The organism is Nostoc sp. C117, from assembly GCF_043099735.1.
Lineage (GTDB): Bacteria > Cyanobacteriota > Cyanobacteriia > Cyanobacteriales > Nostocaceae > Nostoc.
This window is the reverse complement of sequence record NZ_CP170991.1, coordinates 5,394,779-5,411,107: the sequence shown is the minus strand read 5'-3', so window position 1 is coordinate 5,411,107 and position 16,329 is coordinate 5,394,779. Positions and strand designations below refer to the sequence as shown.

General features: G+C 42.2%; 16 protein-coding genes and 1 pseudogene. 10 read left to right on the top strand and 7 right to left on the bottom strand.

Going from position 1 to position 16,329, the window contains the following annotated elements; genetic code table 11:
• Together ACFG4S_RS23255 and ACFG4S_RS23250 are read right to left on the bottom strand one after the other, a co-directional pair.
• On the bottom strand, positions 1-2,058 hold the full coding sequence (locus ACFG4S_RS23255) for a thioredoxin domain-containing protein (protein WP_392531350.1): 2,058 nt from the start codon (positions 2,056-2,058) through the stop codon (positions 1-3).
• A 177-nt stretch (positions 2,059-2,235) separates the two neighbouring features.
• A complete protein-coding gene (locus ACFG4S_RS23250; RefSeq protein ID WP_392531349.1) occupies positions 2,236-2,391 on the bottom strand; it encodes a hypothetical protein in 156 nt (51 codons plus the stop codon).
• Between the two features lie 586 nt (positions 2,392-2,977).
• On the opposite strand from ACFG4S_RS23250, the gene clpP reads away from it, so the two are divergent.
• The gene (clpP, locus tag ACFG4S_RS23245) at positions 2,978-3,583 is read left to right on the top strand and encodes an ATP-dependent Clp endopeptidase proteolytic subunit ClpP (RefSeq protein ID WP_392531348.1); all 606 of its coding nucleotides are present in this window, start codon (positions 2,978-2,980) and stop codon (positions 3,581-3,583) included.
• Between the two features lie 53 nt (positions 3,584-3,636).
• On the opposite strand, the gene ACFG4S_RS23240 is transcribed toward clpP, so the two are convergent.
• The gene (locus ACFG4S_RS23240) at positions 3,637-4,356 is read right to left on the bottom strand and encodes a hypothetical protein (RefSeq protein ID WP_392531347.1); all 720 of its coding nucleotides are present in this window, start codon (positions 4,354-4,356) and stop codon (positions 3,637-3,639) included.
• 41 nt (positions 4,357-4,397) lie between these two features.
• Complete coding sequence (locus ACFG4S_RS23235; protein WP_392531346.1) at positions 4,398-5,306, bottom strand: hypothetical protein; 909 nt, start codon at positions 5,304-5,306, stop codon at positions 4,398-4,400.
• A 1,049-nt stretch (positions 5,307-6,355) separates the two neighbouring features.
• On the opposite strand from ACFG4S_RS23235, the gene ACFG4S_RS23230 reads away from it, so the two are divergent.
• The 3 genes from ACFG4S_RS23230 (at position 6,356) to ACFG4S_RS23220 (ending at position 10,242) form a co-directional block, all read left to right on the top strand.
• Positions 6,356-8,710, top strand: coding sequence for a ribonuclease R family protein (locus ACFG4S_RS23230; protein ID WP_392531345.1), 2,355 nt, complete (start codon positions 6,356-6,358; stop codon positions 8,708-8,710).
• 17 nt (positions 8,711-8,727) lie between these two features.
• Positions 8,728-9,348, top strand: a complete 621-nt coding sequence (locus ACFG4S_RS23225; protein WP_392531344.1) for a flavin prenyltransferase UbiX — start codon at positions 8,728-8,730, stop codon at positions 9,346-9,348.
• A 201-nt stretch (positions 9,349-9,549) separates the two neighbouring features.
• Entirely contained in the window at positions 9,550-10,242 is a 693-nt protein-coding gene (locus ACFG4S_RS23220) for a LapA family protein (protein ID WP_392531343.1), read from the top strand.
• A 103-nt stretch (positions 10,243-10,345) separates the two neighbouring features.
• Here ACFG4S_RS23220 and ACFG4S_RS23215 read toward each other — a convergent pair whose 3' ends face one another.
• Positions 10,346-10,540, bottom strand: a complete 195-nt coding sequence (locus ACFG4S_RS23215; protein ID WP_190895038.1) for a hypothetical protein — start codon at positions 10,538-10,540, stop codon at positions 10,346-10,348.
• A 727-nt stretch (positions 10,541-11,267) separates the two neighbouring features.
• Here ACFG4S_RS23215 and ACFG4S_RS23210 point away from each other — a divergent pair.
• The 4 genes and pseudogenes from ACFG4S_RS23210 (at position 11,268) to ACFG4S_RS23195 (ending at position 12,981) form a co-directional block, all read left to right on the top strand.
• A complete protein-coding gene (locus tag ACFG4S_RS23210) occupies positions 11,268-11,354 on the top strand; it encodes a toxin-antitoxin system HicB family antitoxin (RefSeq protein WP_392536062.1) in 87 nt (28 codons plus the stop codon).
• A 322-nt stretch (positions 11,355-11,676) separates the two neighbouring features.
• Positions 11,677-12,222: a shikimate kinase gene (locus ACFG4S_RS23205; RefSeq protein ID WP_392531342.1), complete on the top strand. Its 546-nt coding sequence runs from the start codon at positions 11,677-11,679 to the stop codon at positions 12,220-12,222.
• 20 nt (positions 12,223-12,242) lie between these two features.
• Positions 12,243-12,658: pseudogene (locus ACFG4S_RS23200) on the top strand (XisH family protein).
• Positions 12,646-12,981: a XisI protein gene (locus ACFG4S_RS23195; RefSeq protein WP_392531341.1), complete on the top strand. Its 336-nt coding sequence runs from the start codon at positions 12,646-12,648 to the stop codon at positions 12,979-12,981. The pseudogene ACFG4S_RS23200 and the gene ACFG4S_RS23195 overlap by 13 nt, the downstream one beginning before the upstream one ends.
• 233 nt (positions 12,982-13,214) lie before the next feature.
• Here ACFG4S_RS23195 and ACFG4S_RS23190 read toward each other — a convergent pair whose 3' ends face one another.
• The gene (locus ACFG4S_RS23190) at positions 13,215-13,832 is read right to left on the bottom strand and encodes a Uma2 family endonuclease (protein ID WP_392536061.1); all 618 of its coding nucleotides are present in this window, start codon (positions 13,830-13,832) and stop codon (positions 13,215-13,217) included.
• Positions 13,833-14,147: 315 nt separating this feature from the next.
• Between ACFG4S_RS23190 and argB the strand changes: the two genes are divergently transcribed.
• Complete coding sequence (argB, locus tag ACFG4S_RS23185) at positions 14,148-15,044, top strand: acetylglutamate kinase (protein ID WP_392531340.1); 897 nt, start codon at positions 14,148-14,150, stop codon at positions 15,042-15,044.
• Between the two features lie 154 nt (positions 15,045-15,198).
• Here the strand turns inward: argB and ACFG4S_RS23180 are convergent, their stop codons facing one another.
• Positions 15,199-15,615 carry a hypothetical protein gene (locus ACFG4S_RS23180; RefSeq protein WP_392531339.1) on the bottom strand — a complete coding sequence of 139 codons (417 nt, stop codon included), beginning with the start codon at positions 15,613-15,615 and terminating at the stop codon, positions 15,199-15,201.
• Positions 15,616-15,776: 161 nt separating this feature from the next.
• On the opposite strand from ACFG4S_RS23180, the gene ACFG4S_RS23175 reads away from it, so the two are divergent.
• Positions 15,777-16,319: a hypothetical protein gene (locus ACFG4S_RS23175; protein ID WP_392536060.1), complete on the top strand. Its 543-nt coding sequence runs from the start codon at positions 15,777-15,779 to the stop codon at positions 16,317-16,319.
• Positions 16,320-16,329 lie beyond the last annotated feature (10 nt).

Genomic DNA, 16,329 nt, shown 5'->3' with positions numbered 1-16,329 from the left:
TCACGCCCTCACCTGACTTTTCTCCACTTGCTGCAATAAATGCTCTACATTTTCTGCTGGTGCAAGACACTTCAAACCTTGGCAAACTAAGCCAACGCTTCCCTCTGGTAAATCAGATGTGATGGCAAACACAGCTGTTGGTAGAAACTTGGGGATCAGAGAGTTTATTTGCTCAGTGGTGCTGCGAATCAAGGTAGAATTACGATACCAATCCAAAGCTGTAAACAAACTAGGACATGCTTGGGGAGCGCGATGCATTACACTCTTAAAAGCTTTTAAACCAAGTTCCGCTAAATCTAAATAATCTAGATTATCGGTGAGTAGGGCAAGACGGACAAGATTAGCGATCGCCACTCCATTAGCTGACGGTGTAGCATTATCGGCATAACTGCGTTCTCGCACAATTAAATCTTGACTAGAATCATTCGATGCATTATAAAATCCACCTAACTCTACGCTCCAGAGAAATTCGTTAAATTCATCTTGGATAGCGATCGCTTTTTCTAACCATTGTTTCTGCTCAGGGTTGGAAGCGTGTAAATCGAGAAGAGCTTTAATAAACAAAGCGTAATCTTCAGATTGAGCTAAAACGCTTGGTTGACCTACATAGTTGAGTCTGTGGAAACGCCCATCCACAAATTGATTATCGAGAATGAAATTCGCCGCTCGTGCTGCTAATTGTAGATATAACGGTTGTTGGAAAACCCCAGCAGCCCTAGCCAACCCAGAAATCATCAAACTATTCCAGGCGACAATCATCTTCGTATCTGTCACCGAGGGAATACGACCTGGCCAGTTACTGGTTTTTGCTTCCTCATTGTTACAAGCTGGGGGAAAAGTTTCCAAGGACTCAGAAGTAACGCCATAGCGGACTGTAAAAAGTTTGCTTAGTGCTGTTTCCAGGGTTGCACTCAGTTGTCCTACATGGCGTCTTTGCAGAACATTACGTCCTTCAAAATTACCGTTAGAAGTTACCGTAAACTGTTGTTGTAATTGGGTTAGTTCTTCAGGTGTTAACAGTTCTTGTAGTTCGCTGTAACTCCAGACATAAAAGGCTCCTTCCTCTGGTTCAACTGCCGTCGTTTCCGTGAAACTATCGGCATCTTGAGCAGCATAGAAATAACCTTCAGGGGCGGTCATTTCCCGCTTTAGCCATAGTACAGTATTAGCGATCGCCCTCTCAAAGGCTGGTTCTTCTACTCCTGCACTCCATAAAGTAGCTAGATACTCGACAATCTGTCCATTGTCATAGAGCATCTTTTCAAAATGGGGTACTGTCCAAGTCGGGTCAACAGTATAGCGATGAAAACCGCCGGCTACATGGTCATAAATTCCTCCCAGTGCTAAGTCGAGTCCGCGCTGGGTAGAAATTTGCTTGCCATCATAGCGAGATTCAAAATTAAATCGAGTTCCCCGCAGTGCTAATTCTGCATAAGGAATCATGGGAAAGCTATTACCTGATTGATTAGGAGTAATTATACCTGTGGTGGTTTCCCAACCTTGACGGAGTAATTCTTGGTCTTCTACCTCGTTTGTTGTGGCATCTTGCAATACCGCAGACGTAAGCAGCGACTCAATAATTAAGGCTTTGCGTTTCTGTAAATCTTCTTTTTCTGTATCGTAATAACGGCGGAGAGCTTGCAAAACCTGCAAAAATCCCGGACGACCATAGCGTGGGTCTACAGGGAAATAAGTCCCAGCGTAGAACGGGACTAAATCTTCTGGAGAAAGAAAAATATTTAAAGGCCAACCGCCTTGACCGCTCATCATCTGCAAAGCTTGCATATAGATGCTATCGAGGTCAGGTCTTTCTTCCCTATCTACTTTGATGGGAAGAAAATTGGCATTCATATAGTCAGCGATCGCTAAATCAGAAAAAGCCTCGCCTTCCATAACAGTACACCAGTGGCAACTAGAGTAACCAATGGAGAGAAAAATCGGCTTATTTTGCGCCCTTGCAGTTGCAAGTGCTTCATCACACCAAGACCACCAGTCAATCGGGTTTTCGGCGTGTTTGCGTAGGTAGAGGCTCTTAGCTTCAGCAAGGCGATTAGTCATAATGAAATGCAAGTAGTTGCCTTCTTTGCTCAGTCTATCGTGTTCCCAGGAGTATTAGTTCTACATGTATAGTAGATAAGAAAGAAACCCTACACATAATTATTCCGTGGGTAGGAGGCAACAGTGCATATCTTAAATCTAAATCTCGCCGACGCCTGTGCAATTTCTAAAATATTTTTATTGAAAAGTTCGCAATAGCAAGCTAACGATACTTATTGGCGTTTCTGGCACAGGTGATGCTGTTTTTGTTTTAACTATAGTATTTGGGCTAAGTCCTGCTATCAGGTGGAGCAAGAAGGTGATGATGGCGGCTTGTACAAGTTTTTCCAGCATGGCACGTCTCTCTCTGGATGGATAGCATTTCAATCAGGGCTGGTTATTCTGAATACACCTCGTACTTATCAATTTACTGAATCTAACAAAAATAACTTGACAATTGCTTTGGGAAATCCTGAAAAAATGTTTAAAATCTGACTAGCATCTAATAAAATTCCCCAAGCAAATCCAATTTCGGTTATCAGTCTAATCAACACATCGTCAAAGTGATACAGCAAACGCCGAGAGATGAGAGTCGGAGTTTTTTAATTGGTTTTTCCCTAAAGAGGGACATCTTAAAAGACGGCTTTTGCACTTAAAAAGTGCCCTGAGTGCAAGTCACCATCAAAAAGGTTGGAATTATATTTTTATTGAGGAAGGTATGAGGCAGCCCCGATGAAATAATGACTGGGGACTGGGGACTTGTATTTTTACTCAGCACGGGCTAAACGCCCCGCTATCCATGTACAGCACTTTCAAGTCAGACGGCAGTTTTCCTCCTTCCTCCTTCCTCCTGCTGTATTTGCCAGGAAACAGAGAGATAAACCCCAGTTTACTGCTGTCACCGATAAAATGTATTTAAAGTAGCCACAAACACGCTTGCATGATTCCTATCGTTATTGAACAATCGGGTCGAGGTGAACGCGCCTTTGACATCTACTCACGGCTGTTGCGTGAGCGCATCATCTTTTTGGGACAACAAGTTGATAACAACATTGCTAACTTGATTGTTGCCCAACTGCTGTATTTGGATGCTGAAGACTCGGAGAAAGACATTTATATGTACATCAATTCTCCCGGTGGTTCGGTGACGGCTGGTATGGGCATTTTTGACACTATGAAACACATTCGCCCTGATGTCTGTACAATTTGTACCGGATTAGCGGCGAGTATGGGCGCTTTCCTCCTCAGTGCTGGTGCTAAGGGTAAACGGATGAGTTTACCTCATTCTCGGATTATGATTCATCAACCTCTAGGTGGCGCTCAAGGACAGGCGACTGATATTGAAATTCAGGCGCGGGAAATTCTGTACCACAAGCAACGGCTAAACAACTATTTAGCCGAACATACAGGTCAACCAATTGAGCGTATTGCTGAAGATACTGAACGTGACTTTTTCATGTCGCCGGAGGAAGCTAGGGAATATGGCCTAATTGACCAAGTGATTGACCGCCACGCCGCAGGTAGTCGTCCTGTAGCTCTTGTTTAGTAATTAGTTATTAGTTATTAGTCATTAGTCTTTTGGTAAAGACTAATGACTAATCAAAATTCCGCTAATGGGTCTGGCTGAGATCGGAGGTATTGAAGGAATTGGCGCAATTCTTCTTCAGTTAACAAAGTACGCCCCCGTTTACCGTAGGTTTGAATCAAATGCTCCCGCCCTTGTTCTGGTGTCCAACCTAAACGTTGGATTTCGACATCGGTTTTAGTAATTAGCTGAGATAAATCCTCAGAAGACTTTCTGGTAATTACCTTGTCTGATTTTTTTGAGTATGTAGAAAAATCTTGAAACCCTTCATATTCTGCATCAAGATTGCTGGGATATTCTACTGTAGGTTCAGATTCTAAGTGTTTGAAGAATTCTAATAATTCTTTTTGGGTAAGCAAACTTCTATTTTGCTTGCTAGAAGTTTTTATGACATACTTCTCTTCTTGTTCATTCATCCAACATAACTGTTCGATTTCAGCATTAACTTGCCCCTGCTGTTGTGTCCAACACAACTGTTCGATTTCAACATTAATTTTGGCAGTCACAATTTCGTCTAACGGTTGAGATTGAAGGTATTGAAGGAAGTCTAGTAATTCTAGTTGTGTCAGTAAAGTACGCGAACGCTTGCCATAAGTTTTAATCAGATGTTCCCGTCCTTGTTCTGGTGTCCAGCCTAAACGCTGAAGTTCAACATTTGTTTGAGCAATTAATTCATAAAAATTCACAGCTTCCATAACTGAGCCACTGTTTCCACAGCCTACGTTATTTGTCATTTGTTCTTACCAATCACAAAGAACAAAGGACAAATGACAAATCAAAATCCCGCTAGCGGATCTGGCTGAGATTGGAGGTATTTAAGAAATCCGTGCAATTCTTCTTCAGTCAGTAAAGTACGCCCACGCTTATTGTAGGTTTGAATCAGATGCTCCCGTCCCTGTTCTGGTGTCCAGCCTAAACGCTGAAGTTCAACATCTGTTTTGGCAATTACATCGGATAAATCCACAGGTTCAGCTTTCTTTTTTCTCTTTCCTGTCACTGAAGGGATATCGGCATTTTCTTGAGGGCTATAACTCCGGGGTGTAAATGGTGTGACATTATTGGCAGAACTTCCTAGAAAGGTTTGATTGTCCACCTGGTTGTCAGAGGTTACTTCTAAGTTTTCCACTGGAGGAGCAAATTCTAGCTCCTGGTTAGGTGTCACAGTAAACTGTTGACCTAAATCTTGACTATAGGTATCGTTTGTACTTGTGTTTCGTATCTCGCTTGCTAAGGGCAGGATAGTAGTATTTTCATACTGTTCGTTGCTGCTCTTTAGTACTTCTGGTTTGATATTCCGTCCTATCGAGGGCGGCATAGATATTTCTTTGTCGCTGACAACTGACCACTGACTACCAACAAAATCCTCATTTTTGGTAGAGGAATAAGTCGGCTCACTGAATCCCCCTTTGGTGTTCAAGGAAGAATTTAGCTGCGGTGGAGAAATTGGATTTGAGATAAATGTTACTGATTCCTGTGGGGCATTTGTAATACCCAAAACTATCAGCGCCCTATTTCTCGCTTGGTCTTCTGCTGCTTCTACTGTTTCTGCTGCTGCCATACCCGTAGCACGGGTTACACCTTCAATTTGTACGCTTGCCCTGACAATATATTTTCCTTGAAAAATTTGCACTAATTCAGAAATCAGATTGCCCTTGGGATACAAGCTCTGGAATTGAGCCAACATAATACTGCTACCAATCTAGAGGGGAGTGGGGAGTGAGGACTGGGAGCAGGGGGCAGGGAGAGAAATAACTCCTAACTCCTAACTCAGCACTCAGCACTGTTTTGCTTTGTCCCGTGTCCCAATTGTAGCAGTAGCTGTTTTTTAAGGAAATTTTTTGCTAATGGTAACTTACCTGAGTAGTCTTAGCTGTAATGCTATACTGATTACCCAAGTTAATATCTAGAACTATTTTCTGGAAGTGCGCTCTAAATCTACAATAATGAAGATAAGGTTCGCCCTCACTGCTTATTAAGCTGTTCACCTAATTGTTACCGATTCTACGTGTGGAAAAATTGGGTTTACCAGCAGTTCCTCTAGTTAAAAATCAGAGTCTCATGGCGTAAAATTACCTTGAATCTAGACAATCAAACACCTGTAGTTTCGACCCCACTTGACGGCAGTTGCTCATGGGGGGAACCCCCAAGACCGCACTGCCTCGTCCACTTGGGGAGACCCTAAGACCGCAGTGGCTCCCCTGGATACTGCTTTTGGGAAGTATGGAGAGTTCTCCAAGCCAGCTTCTCAAAAACCCGTCGCGTAATTACCTAGCGGGGCTGAATCTTAAATATCAGGCGTATTTTCTAAGTTTGGTTAGACGAAGGTATTTGAACCCAGGCAAACTCTGAGAGCATCGTGCAGTGAGAAGTCCCTAGAAGCCCAGAGTTGTCTGTGGGTCACTCGGCTCAACACAACTTCGGGAGCATTTTCCCGTAAGGTAAGTTGGCTTCCTTTCCTTGAAACTTAGGAAGCCTTGCCTCAGGGCAATTCGTTTCCACCTTGTTTCTGTAAGCCGTCAAAACCTCTTAGGCTCTGAAAAGGGTAAAGGGAAAACACAAGAAGGAAAAAGGTTAAAAGGAAAGGGGGAAAGGTATGAAGACAGGCCTTTTTCCCCTTTCTCCTTACGCTTTGTTAACCAACAGAGCTGACTTTTCATCTTCTTTGGTGAGGGCATACAAGAAAGAACCAGATTCAACAAAAAATGATGTTTTGACCAAAGGTCGGTTCACTGCATGGAATTTTCAATCGCTACACTCCTTGCCAATTTCACCGATGATAAATTGGTGGCTCGTAAAGTTTTGGAAAAGAAACTTGGTTGTGAAGATGAAAAAAGTTTACAAAAACTTCACATTGCTTTAGATGTTCTGGAAAAAATCGGTATTTTGGTGAAAGAACGGGGCAAGTATCGCCGCGTTTTAGAAGAGGGAATAATCGAAGCTAAACTCCGTTGTTCTAGTAAGGGTTTTTGCTTTGCTATTCAAGATGTGGAAGGAGCTGAGGATATTTACATTCGTGAAAGTCATCTGAGTAATGCTTGGAATGGCGATCGCGTTTTGGTCAGAGTCCTCAAAGAAGGCAGTCGCCGTCGCTCTCCCGAAGGAGAAGTGAAGCTGATTTTAGAACGTTCCAACCACACCTTGCTGGCACGAATTAAGCAGGTAGAAAGCGGTTTTCGGGCTGTGCCTTTAGACGATCGCCTGTTGTTTGAACTGAAGATTCAAGCTAATGAGGCGAAATTAGAAGAAGCGATCGATCACCTCGCCCATGTGGAAGTCTTGCGTTACCCATTGGCACAATATCCTCCCCTGGGGAGAGTGGTGCAAATCCTAGGTAGCGATGCCGAAGCCGCTGCTGATATAGATTTGGTAACATGCAAACACGACCTATCCCGTACTTTCCCGGATAACGTCCTCGAAGGCGCTGCCAAGTTACCCAAAAAGCTGCTAAAAGCAGACCTAAAAAATCGCTTAGATTTACGTAATGTATTTACTTTCACCATTGAAGGAGTAAATGGAGACACGAAAGTAATCGAAAATGCTTTTAGTTTGGAGAGAAACCCTTCCGGAAATTGGCTTTTAGGAGTTCACGTCACCGATGTTTCTCACTATGTCCTACCTGACGAAGCTTTAGATAGAGAAGCACTCAGACGAGGAAAATCAGTGTATCTGGGAGAATTAGTTCTGCCAATGTTACCAACAATTGTGGCAGAACGCTGTTCTTTAATACCCAAAAGCGATCGCTTAACCATCTCTTTTTTAATCACCATCGATCCGCAATCAGGACAAGTCGTAGAGTGGGAAATTCAACCCAGCGCCATTAACGTCGAGGCTGCACTAACTACAGAACAAGCCGAGGAAATTCTTTTAGGTCAATCTGAAAATCAATCCCCAGAGGTTTTGGAGATTCTGCAAAACCTGCAAGCTTTGCAAAGAGACCTGAAACAGGTACGGTTGAATCGTGGTAGTCTCCAGTTAAATCTGCCGCCCAGCCAAAACGCCTATTATGATGAGGGGATTCTTGGCGCTGTGGTGGTGAATGATTTACCAGTGCGATCGCTCCTCACTGAGTTAGTGCTGCTAGTTAATCAGCTGATGGCGACTCATTTCAACGCCCTTGGCGTTCCGGCTATCTGGCGAGTCCAAGGCACACCCGATGTCGAAGATGTCCAGGAAATGCTGAAATTAGCGATTAATTTAGGCGTTGACCTAGCCCTCGATCCAGAAGTAGATATCCAACCTTTAGATTATCAACATTTGACTGGAGCTTTTGCCGAATCTCCCTCTGAGCAAGTTCTCACCTATTTGTTGCAAGATACTCTCAAACCCTCTGCATACAGCACCACCAAAGGATCTCACTTTGGTCTGGCACTACCGCAGTATATGCACTTTAGCGCCCCCTTGCGACGTTATCCAGATTTGCTTATGCAGAGAGTTTATTACACACTTCTGGAACATGGACGCGATCGCCGCAATACTCGTGTCAGAGAGCGGGTTAACTTGCGCCACTCCTCCAGCCACGCCGAAATTAACTGGAACGTTTTACCCCCAGAATTGCAACAAGAACTCCAAAGCGATTTAACTAGGGTAATTGTCCAAATCAACGACAGAGAAAAAGAAGTCCAAGAAGCCGAAGCTGATTTAGCTGGACTGCAAAAAGCCCAACTAATGAAGCAGCGCATCGGTCAGGTGTTTCAAGGCGTGATTACTGGCGTTCAATCCTACGGTTTCTTTGTGGAAATTGAAGTCCCAGCCGCTGAGGTGGAGTCCAGCAGTAATCCTGGTGTGCCTCTGAGAGTTGAAGGATTAGTACACGTCAGTTCTCTCAAAGACGATTGGTATGAATATCGCGCCAGACAACAGGCACTATTTGGGCGGAAAAATCGCGCTTCCTATCGATTAGGCGATCGCGTTGCCGTACAAGTTAAAAGTGTCGATTACTACCGTCAGCAAATTGATTTGGTCACTGTGGGTAGTGATGGTGTAGCCAAAGGTTTATCTGGCGATGCATCCAATGAGGATCTTTCAGACCTCTACTTACCAAATGATATTGAACCTGATGACCTAGACCCTTACGCGGAGGATGAGTAAAATCAAGTAAATTTTACGTGTTAAATAATACAAAATCTCTAGTTATAGGTGTATCAGGCGCATCTGGTCTGATTTATGCTGTTCGTGCGATCAAATTTTTGCTAGAAGCGGAGTATAGCATTGAACTGGTTGCCTCTAAATCAACTTACATGGTTTGGCAATCAGAACAGGAAATTCGGATGCCATCAGAACCAATTCAACAAGAACAATTCTGGCGAGAGCAAGCTGGAGTTGAAATTTCTGGTAAACTACGCTGTCATCCTTGGAATGATGTTGGTGCTGGAATTGCCAGTGGTTCCTTTGCCACGCTGGGAATGATCGTTATTCCATGCAGCATGAGTACAGTGGCAAAGCTAGCAGTTGGCTTGAGTTCTGATTTACTAGAACGCGCAGCCGATGTCCAACTCAAAGAAGGGCGAAAGCTGGTGATTGTCCCCCGTGAAACCCCTTTTAGCTTGATTCATCTGCGTAACTTAACTTCTTTAGCAGAAGTTGGAGTCAGAATTGTTCCCGCTATTCCCGCCTGGTATCATAATCCCCAAACCATTGAGGATTTAGTTGATTTTGTAGTTGCCCGTGCTTTAGATCAACTAGATATTGACTGTATCCCCATTCAGCGTTGGCAAGGAAGGAAGTAAAAAGGTAAAAGAAAGATAGGTAAATATAACTTTACCCAGATCAAGGAAAAATCAAGAGTTTGGGCATTGGACATTGGTTATGGAAAATCAAACCAATGCCCTATAACTGGTCTTAACAGATTACGAAGCTAGTCCTGATAGACCCAGTTTTGACTTTTGCCTTTCGCTTTAATTGAATAACTGTTTACTTTTGCCTTTGTTATGGCTGTAATTCGCTTAATTCTATTGGTAGCTTTACTGGGAGGACTAACACTATTGTTAGTTCAAAATTGGTCACCTCCCCTATCACTAGTATTTTTAGGTCTGAGGACTCAACCATTACCCCTAGCAATGTGGGTTTTGTTTAGTACTGCCAGTGGTGTTTTCACATCTGTATTGATTGCTACGTTATTTAAATTATCCAATTATTTTGCAGCAGGACAACGCCAGATTCCTGACAGATCAACTCCAACTTCATCTCGTCCGAAGGCAAACCGTAGAGAAGAACCTACACCTAGTCGCCCTAGTTCTCCACAACCGACTAGTAAAAAAGAAGAACCTACCAGCGATGTATTTGATGATTGGGAGACAAATAGCAGTGGAGATGATTGGAACTTTGATGAAAAGTCAGAGGAAGCACCTACTCCTAATCCTCAAACTCAACAGTCTAGAGACTCTAAAACTTACGAACGTCAATCACAACCTAAAAGCAGTTCTGGGTCTGGTTCAGTTTACTCCTACAGCTACCGTGAGCCAAAAAATACAGCTGCGGGAAAAACCGAATCAATTTATGATGCTGATTACCGAGTAATTATCCCACCTTATCAGCCACCAACTACCAATCAAGCAGATGATGATGATTGGGAATTTTTTGATGATGATTTTGAAGATGACGACAGGCGTCCCCGTAAGTAAGACAGACAAAAGGTTTCAAGTTAAGTTAAGTACACAAAATAGATCTTAAAGCGAGGTATTAAGTCTGTTTTATTCTTCAATTATGCTGTATTAGCCTAGGTTTTTACTTGATACCACACCGCTCTCTTGACTCTTGCTTGACTTTACCAGTCATGGCAGCTTCCTGCAAAGTCATGAAAGCATTAAAATCTTCCAAGTCATAACGGGTAGTCAACAGTTGTCGTAGTTGATTTTCAGCTTCCACTGTCAAATAGCCAGTTGCTAAAGCTTTTTGTACAACGTCACGAATTCGATTCATAGTTGACGCCTCATTCATCCTACTATTTATTAATTCAGGCTGATTCAAGTGAAATATGCAGTAGTTTTTGTATCGAAACTTCAAATTTCCAACGATTTCTGGGTTCATTACCGCAAATAAGTCATCATTTACACCTTCATAATCAAAATTTAATTGTTTAGGGCTTGTTATAACTGAAATTTTAGAAAATTTACTTTGTGCTGTTAAAAACACAGTACTTTGTATACTTAAAATTGCTCACCCCAGAGAAAATGCGGATTATTTTAATAGACAGAAATTGTTTCAATAAAGTTTCAAACAAGTTATATTAAATTTACGTTAAGCCTAAACATAGTTAAGCAACATTTTAGATATCAAATGTTCACTAGTCATGACCCAATAGAGTTCATTTAAAGTTAACACTAGAAATATACTTAGGTAGGAAAACAACTACTGTACAGGGTTCCCGACTTAGAGTATGTAGAATGCATTTGAAAAATGTAGAGGATCAAAGAAAAACTCAAGCATAAATGATGGTATTTGCTGGATTTCTTTTGCACTCTACCCAAGCTGGAAAATATACAGTGGATTTGAAGTGGTTAAAGCACACAAACTAGGTTTATTAGTCAAGATTTAATTAATCGGTAAAACTCAAGATTTCATCAAATCGCTTGATATAGATAACATTAATGAAGCGCGAGAATTATGGATTGAAACAGCTTACAAAGCTAGCAATGGTATTCCTTGAGTGAATAGTGATAATAGCTATAGTGGTAAGTTTTTAGTGCGAATACCAAAATCTCTACATCTTCGTTTAGGGACATCCAAAAATTAAATTACTCAATTTTTGCATCCAATAGGAGTAGGGAGACAAGGAGGACAAGGTAGCAATATCTCTCCCTTGTCTCCCCAAAGCGATTGATTATTTTTTTATTTGTCAGTCACTTAGCGAAAACTGCTGAACACAAAGGTGTAAATCTAAATCAGTATTCAGTATATTGTGTCTTTGTTAAGTGCAGTGGCTTAATTAGAAATCAAGTAATTTTATCCGGTTGGTCTATAGGTGCAAAACTCCATATTTTTAAATCCTAGATAGAGTCATTGAGCTTATAATTTTAAACTGTGACTCATAACTCATAATTGGAGCGAAGCAACTGGTGAGCAGCTTATTACAAGGAGTTAACTTGTATTTAATCGGTATCATGGGCGTTGGCAAGACGACAGTAGGGCGCTTACTAGCAAAGGAACTAAGTTATGGGTTTGTGGATACCGATGATATAATTTCCCAAGCAACAGGTAAATCTATCAATCAGTTATTTGCTCAAGAAGGTGAAGCAGGATTTCGCAAATTAGAAAGCGACATACTTTCACAAGTTTGTGCTTTTACAAAGTTGACTATTGCCACAGGTGGAGGCATTGTACTAAGGCGAGAAAATTGGGGCTACTTGCACCACGGTTTGATAGTCTGGCTAGATGCGCCAGTGGAAATAATTTACAACCGTTTAGCTGAGGATACCACAAGACCACTGCTGCAAGATGTCGATCCTAAGGGTAAATTGCGATCGCTCCTCGAACAACGAACACCACTTTACTCGCAAGCCGATTTGCACATCACCGAGCGAGAGGGAGATACACCTGAAGACGTTGCCAAGCGAGTAATTGAGCGAATTCCGAACGTCTTGAAAAAACCTGTTTCTCATTAATGTGGAATATTGAGCTAACTGTGTCTGTAAAAGATATTTTTCATGAATCAGTTAAAAAAGCTTTGCAAAAAGAACAATGGATCATTACGAGCGATCCATTAAAATTTAAATTTGGGGAAGTCAATTTCCAAATTGATTTAGGCGCAGAAAAAATAATTGCCGCAGACAAAGGAAATGAAAAAATAGCAATTGAAATCAAAAGCTTTTTAAACCCCTCGGCAATAACAGATTTTTACTCCGCTTTGGGACAATTCCTTAGTTACCGTCTAGCATTAGCAGGATATGAACCAGAGCGAGTATTATACTTAGCAGTTCCCTTGGATACGTACAAAACATTTTTTAAACTGGAGTTTCTAAAACTGCGATAAAACAGTATCAGGTACTATTAATTGTTTACAATCCAGTAGATGAGGTGATTGTAGAGTGGATAAACTAGCAAAATATCAAGAGTATATTAAAATATTGTTGACGAACTATGCCAGTGATGATGTCTCGGATAATGATGTCGAAGTCCAACTCATTTTAGACACAGAACGCAATCATTATCAATGGATGAATATCGGTTGGCAAGGATTAAATCGTATTTATCGATGCGTTATGCATTTTGATATTAAAGATAGCAAAATCTGGTTGCAACAGAATTTAACCGATCGCAATCCAGCAGAGGAATTAGTGATGATGGGAGTACCACGAGAGGATATTGTGTTGGGTTTGCAAGCTCCATACAAGCGTCAGTATACAGATTATGGCGTAGCGTAATGCGATCGCTCCTCTAAGAACGAACATCACTTTACTCTCAAGCCGATTTGCAAATAATTGAGCGAAAGGGAGATACACCTAAAGAGGTTGCCAAGCGAGTACTTGAGTCAATTCCCAACGTTCTCAGAACACAAGTTTCTCATTAGGAAAACTCAAATTACCAAATTTTGCCCATCCGCAGGATAAACCCTGGTAATTCTGGATTACCACCTCCCATTTTCAACGGCATATATTCACCAAAGCATCCGCAGGATAAACCCTGGTAATTCTGGATTACCACTAACTGCTTCGGGATTATCCAAAATCTCAACTTCTCGATTCGGACGGTAAATGTAGACTTTTCGATTTTGCCGATCAATTAACCAGCCTAGTGATGCACCGTTATCGATGTACTCCTGCATTTTCTCTTGTAATTTTATCAAGCGATGTCTACGACGGGCTACGCCTACGCTCAAGGAGCGTAACTCAATCACAAAGCTAGGACAAATTGGTGCAAATGAGGCTTTTTGTTCATCTGTTAAGGCGTTCCAGCGCTCCAGTTCAATCCAAGAAGCATCAGGGGAACGCATTGCTCTATTGGGTAGCGTAAAACCTGTACTAGAGTCAAAGCCTATGCCAGTGCCATCTTGTTCAGTCCAATTCCCAAGCTGTGCAGCAATGTTAAAGTTACGGTTGCCCGTATCTGAAAAAGCTGGTGGCATGATGATAACCTCCCCATTGGCAGTGCGCTCAATTCGCAAATCTCCATTAGCTTGACAAGATTCGTAGAACTGCTCATTTGTCATCTGCACCAGCGAGGGAAAATTTACCGTTAGGGGTGTGCTTTCAGTTTGGATTAGCAGCGTGGTCATTTTCATTTGCTCACTTCAGCCGAATGATTTCAATTCTAGAGGTTTGAAGGAGCGATCGCCTAAATATCTGTTATGTTTGCAACGCGAGGTTTGAGTCCATAATAAAGGTGTTGAATCAGCGAACTCGTTGCCGACAGTTTTCCTTAAATGGCACTGTGAGTCCTTCTTTTATAGATTTTCACATTTCTGAGACGAACTAAATAGCTACGGCTTATCAGTACAAACATACTCAACTTTGGCATCAAAGATTGTGACGAGTTACAAAGTCTTCTACACTGACTGAAATAGGTTTTAACTCTCTCTGTTAGGCTCCTCATGACGGACAACGATTCTGAATACATCAGGCAAGCTGAAGCCACTCGTGTGCGTGTACTAAGCGAAGCACTACCTTATATTCAACAATTCGCCGGTCGCACTGTTGTTGTCAAATATGGTGGCGCGGCGATGAAAGATAGCACACTCAAAGACAAAGTTATCCGCGACATTGTATTCTTATCCTGTGTTGGCTTGCGTCCAATTGTAGTCCACGGTGGTGGCCCAGAAATTAACAGTTGGTTAGATAAACTGGGAATCGAACCGCAGTTTAAAAATGGTTTACGAGTTACCGATGCCCCCACAATGGATGTTGTGGAAATGGTTTTAGTAGGTCGAGTCAATAAAGAAATTGTCGCGCTAATTAATCAAGCTGGTGGATTGGCTGTAGGACTTTGTGGTAAAGACGGTAATCTATTTACAGCTCGTCCCCAAGGTCAAGAAGGCATCGGTTTTGTGGGGGAAGTCAGCAATGTAAATATCAAGATTTTGGAGACCCTCGCTAGCAATGGCTATATTCCGGTAGTGTCAAGTGTCGCCGCAGATGAAACAGGCCAAGCTTATAACATTAACGCCGATACTGTAGCTGGAGAAATAGCTGCTGCATTAGGAGCAGAAAAGTTAATTTTACTGACCGACACCAGTGGAATTTTAAAAGATTACAAAGACCCATCTACTTTGATTCCAAAAGTAGATATTCGTGAAGCTCGCGAGCTGATTGCTGGTGGTATTGTCAGCGGTGGGATGATTCCCAAAGTCAGTTGTTGTGTACGATCGCTTGCTCAAGGTGTCCGTGCAGCACATATCATTGATGGTCGCATTCCCCACGCTTTACTACTAGAAATCTTTACTGACGTTGGGATTGGGACAATGATTCTCGGTTCGCAATTTACCTCTTAGGAGTGCTGTTAGCGGTAGCGGGGCGTTTAGCCCGTGCTGAGTGAGGAGTGCTGAATAAAAAGTTCTCCCTCATCTCCCCATACTTCGGCTTTGCGGGTAGTTGAGTGTAGTCGAAACTCAGTAGAAGTCTCCTCATCTCTCCCATCTCCCCACTCTACCGGGGATAGGTAATAATAACCCGCGATCGCCCGCCACTAAATGGTGTCCGACGCCATGAATTATTTATAATCACTGGATTAACTAGTGTTGAGTCCCGAATTTCTGGATTAATCAAGGTTGGATTAATCAGGGTAGAATTTCTCAGGTTTTGTCTGCTCTGGGGATAGGAATAATTGTAGTAATGAGTAGGTTGTGGTACTAGTCCCGTTGCTGGATCTACAGGCATAGGTGTGGGAATCGGACTACCATAAATAAAGGAACCGACAGTAGGCGATCGCCGGAAGCCAGAATTACCATCAATGATGATTATCTGGGCAGATGCTGGGGCGATCGCAGCACTCATCACTGCCAAAGACATGCTTGCTCCTAGCCAATACAGTTGCGAATGCTTAATTTTCAGCATGTTTTTCATAACCTGTTATTTGAGGTTGGAATTTTTAATCAAAAATAATCACACCTATTTAGTTAAAATTTTAGAAGTTTATTTACTTTCAGATTGCCAGCTTTTGAAAAGATTTTAAAAAGATTGCTGGTATTGGCAAAATTAAAACAGTGCTGATTTGTGTAGAAGACGTGAGTGCAGAAAGTTTAGAAATTGCTAAAACCCGCTACCAGACTGGGAAAGTTGCCTTTGAAAATGGGCAATACCGCGAAGCTGTAGAAAATTTAGAAAAGGCCAGCGCCTTGTTAGCTCGCAATTCTCGTCTTGGAGGTGAAGTAGAAATTTGTTTGGTGACAGCTTATGAAGCGGCTGGACGCACCGATGAGGCGATCGCTCTTTGCGAAAGACTCAAACGCCACCCCCATCTTGAAACTAGCAAACAAGCGCGGCGGATGCTTTATATCTTAAAAGCACCAAAGCTAAAAAGACCCAGCGAATGGATGACCCAAATCCCCGATTTAGCCGCACTACCAGATAATGAACTCAAAATTACTGTAGCTGCTAAGTCCACTAAATCTTCTCAAGAGCAGAAGCCTAAACCGACTGAGCGAGAATTCGTTGACCTTAGTCAAGTGAATACCAAAGATAATCGCTTTATCTGGGTGGCGTTAATTGCTATTGGTTTAACTATTTCGTACTTGGTTTGGTTGAGTTTTGCCGGAACGCCTGTTTGATACTCTCTAT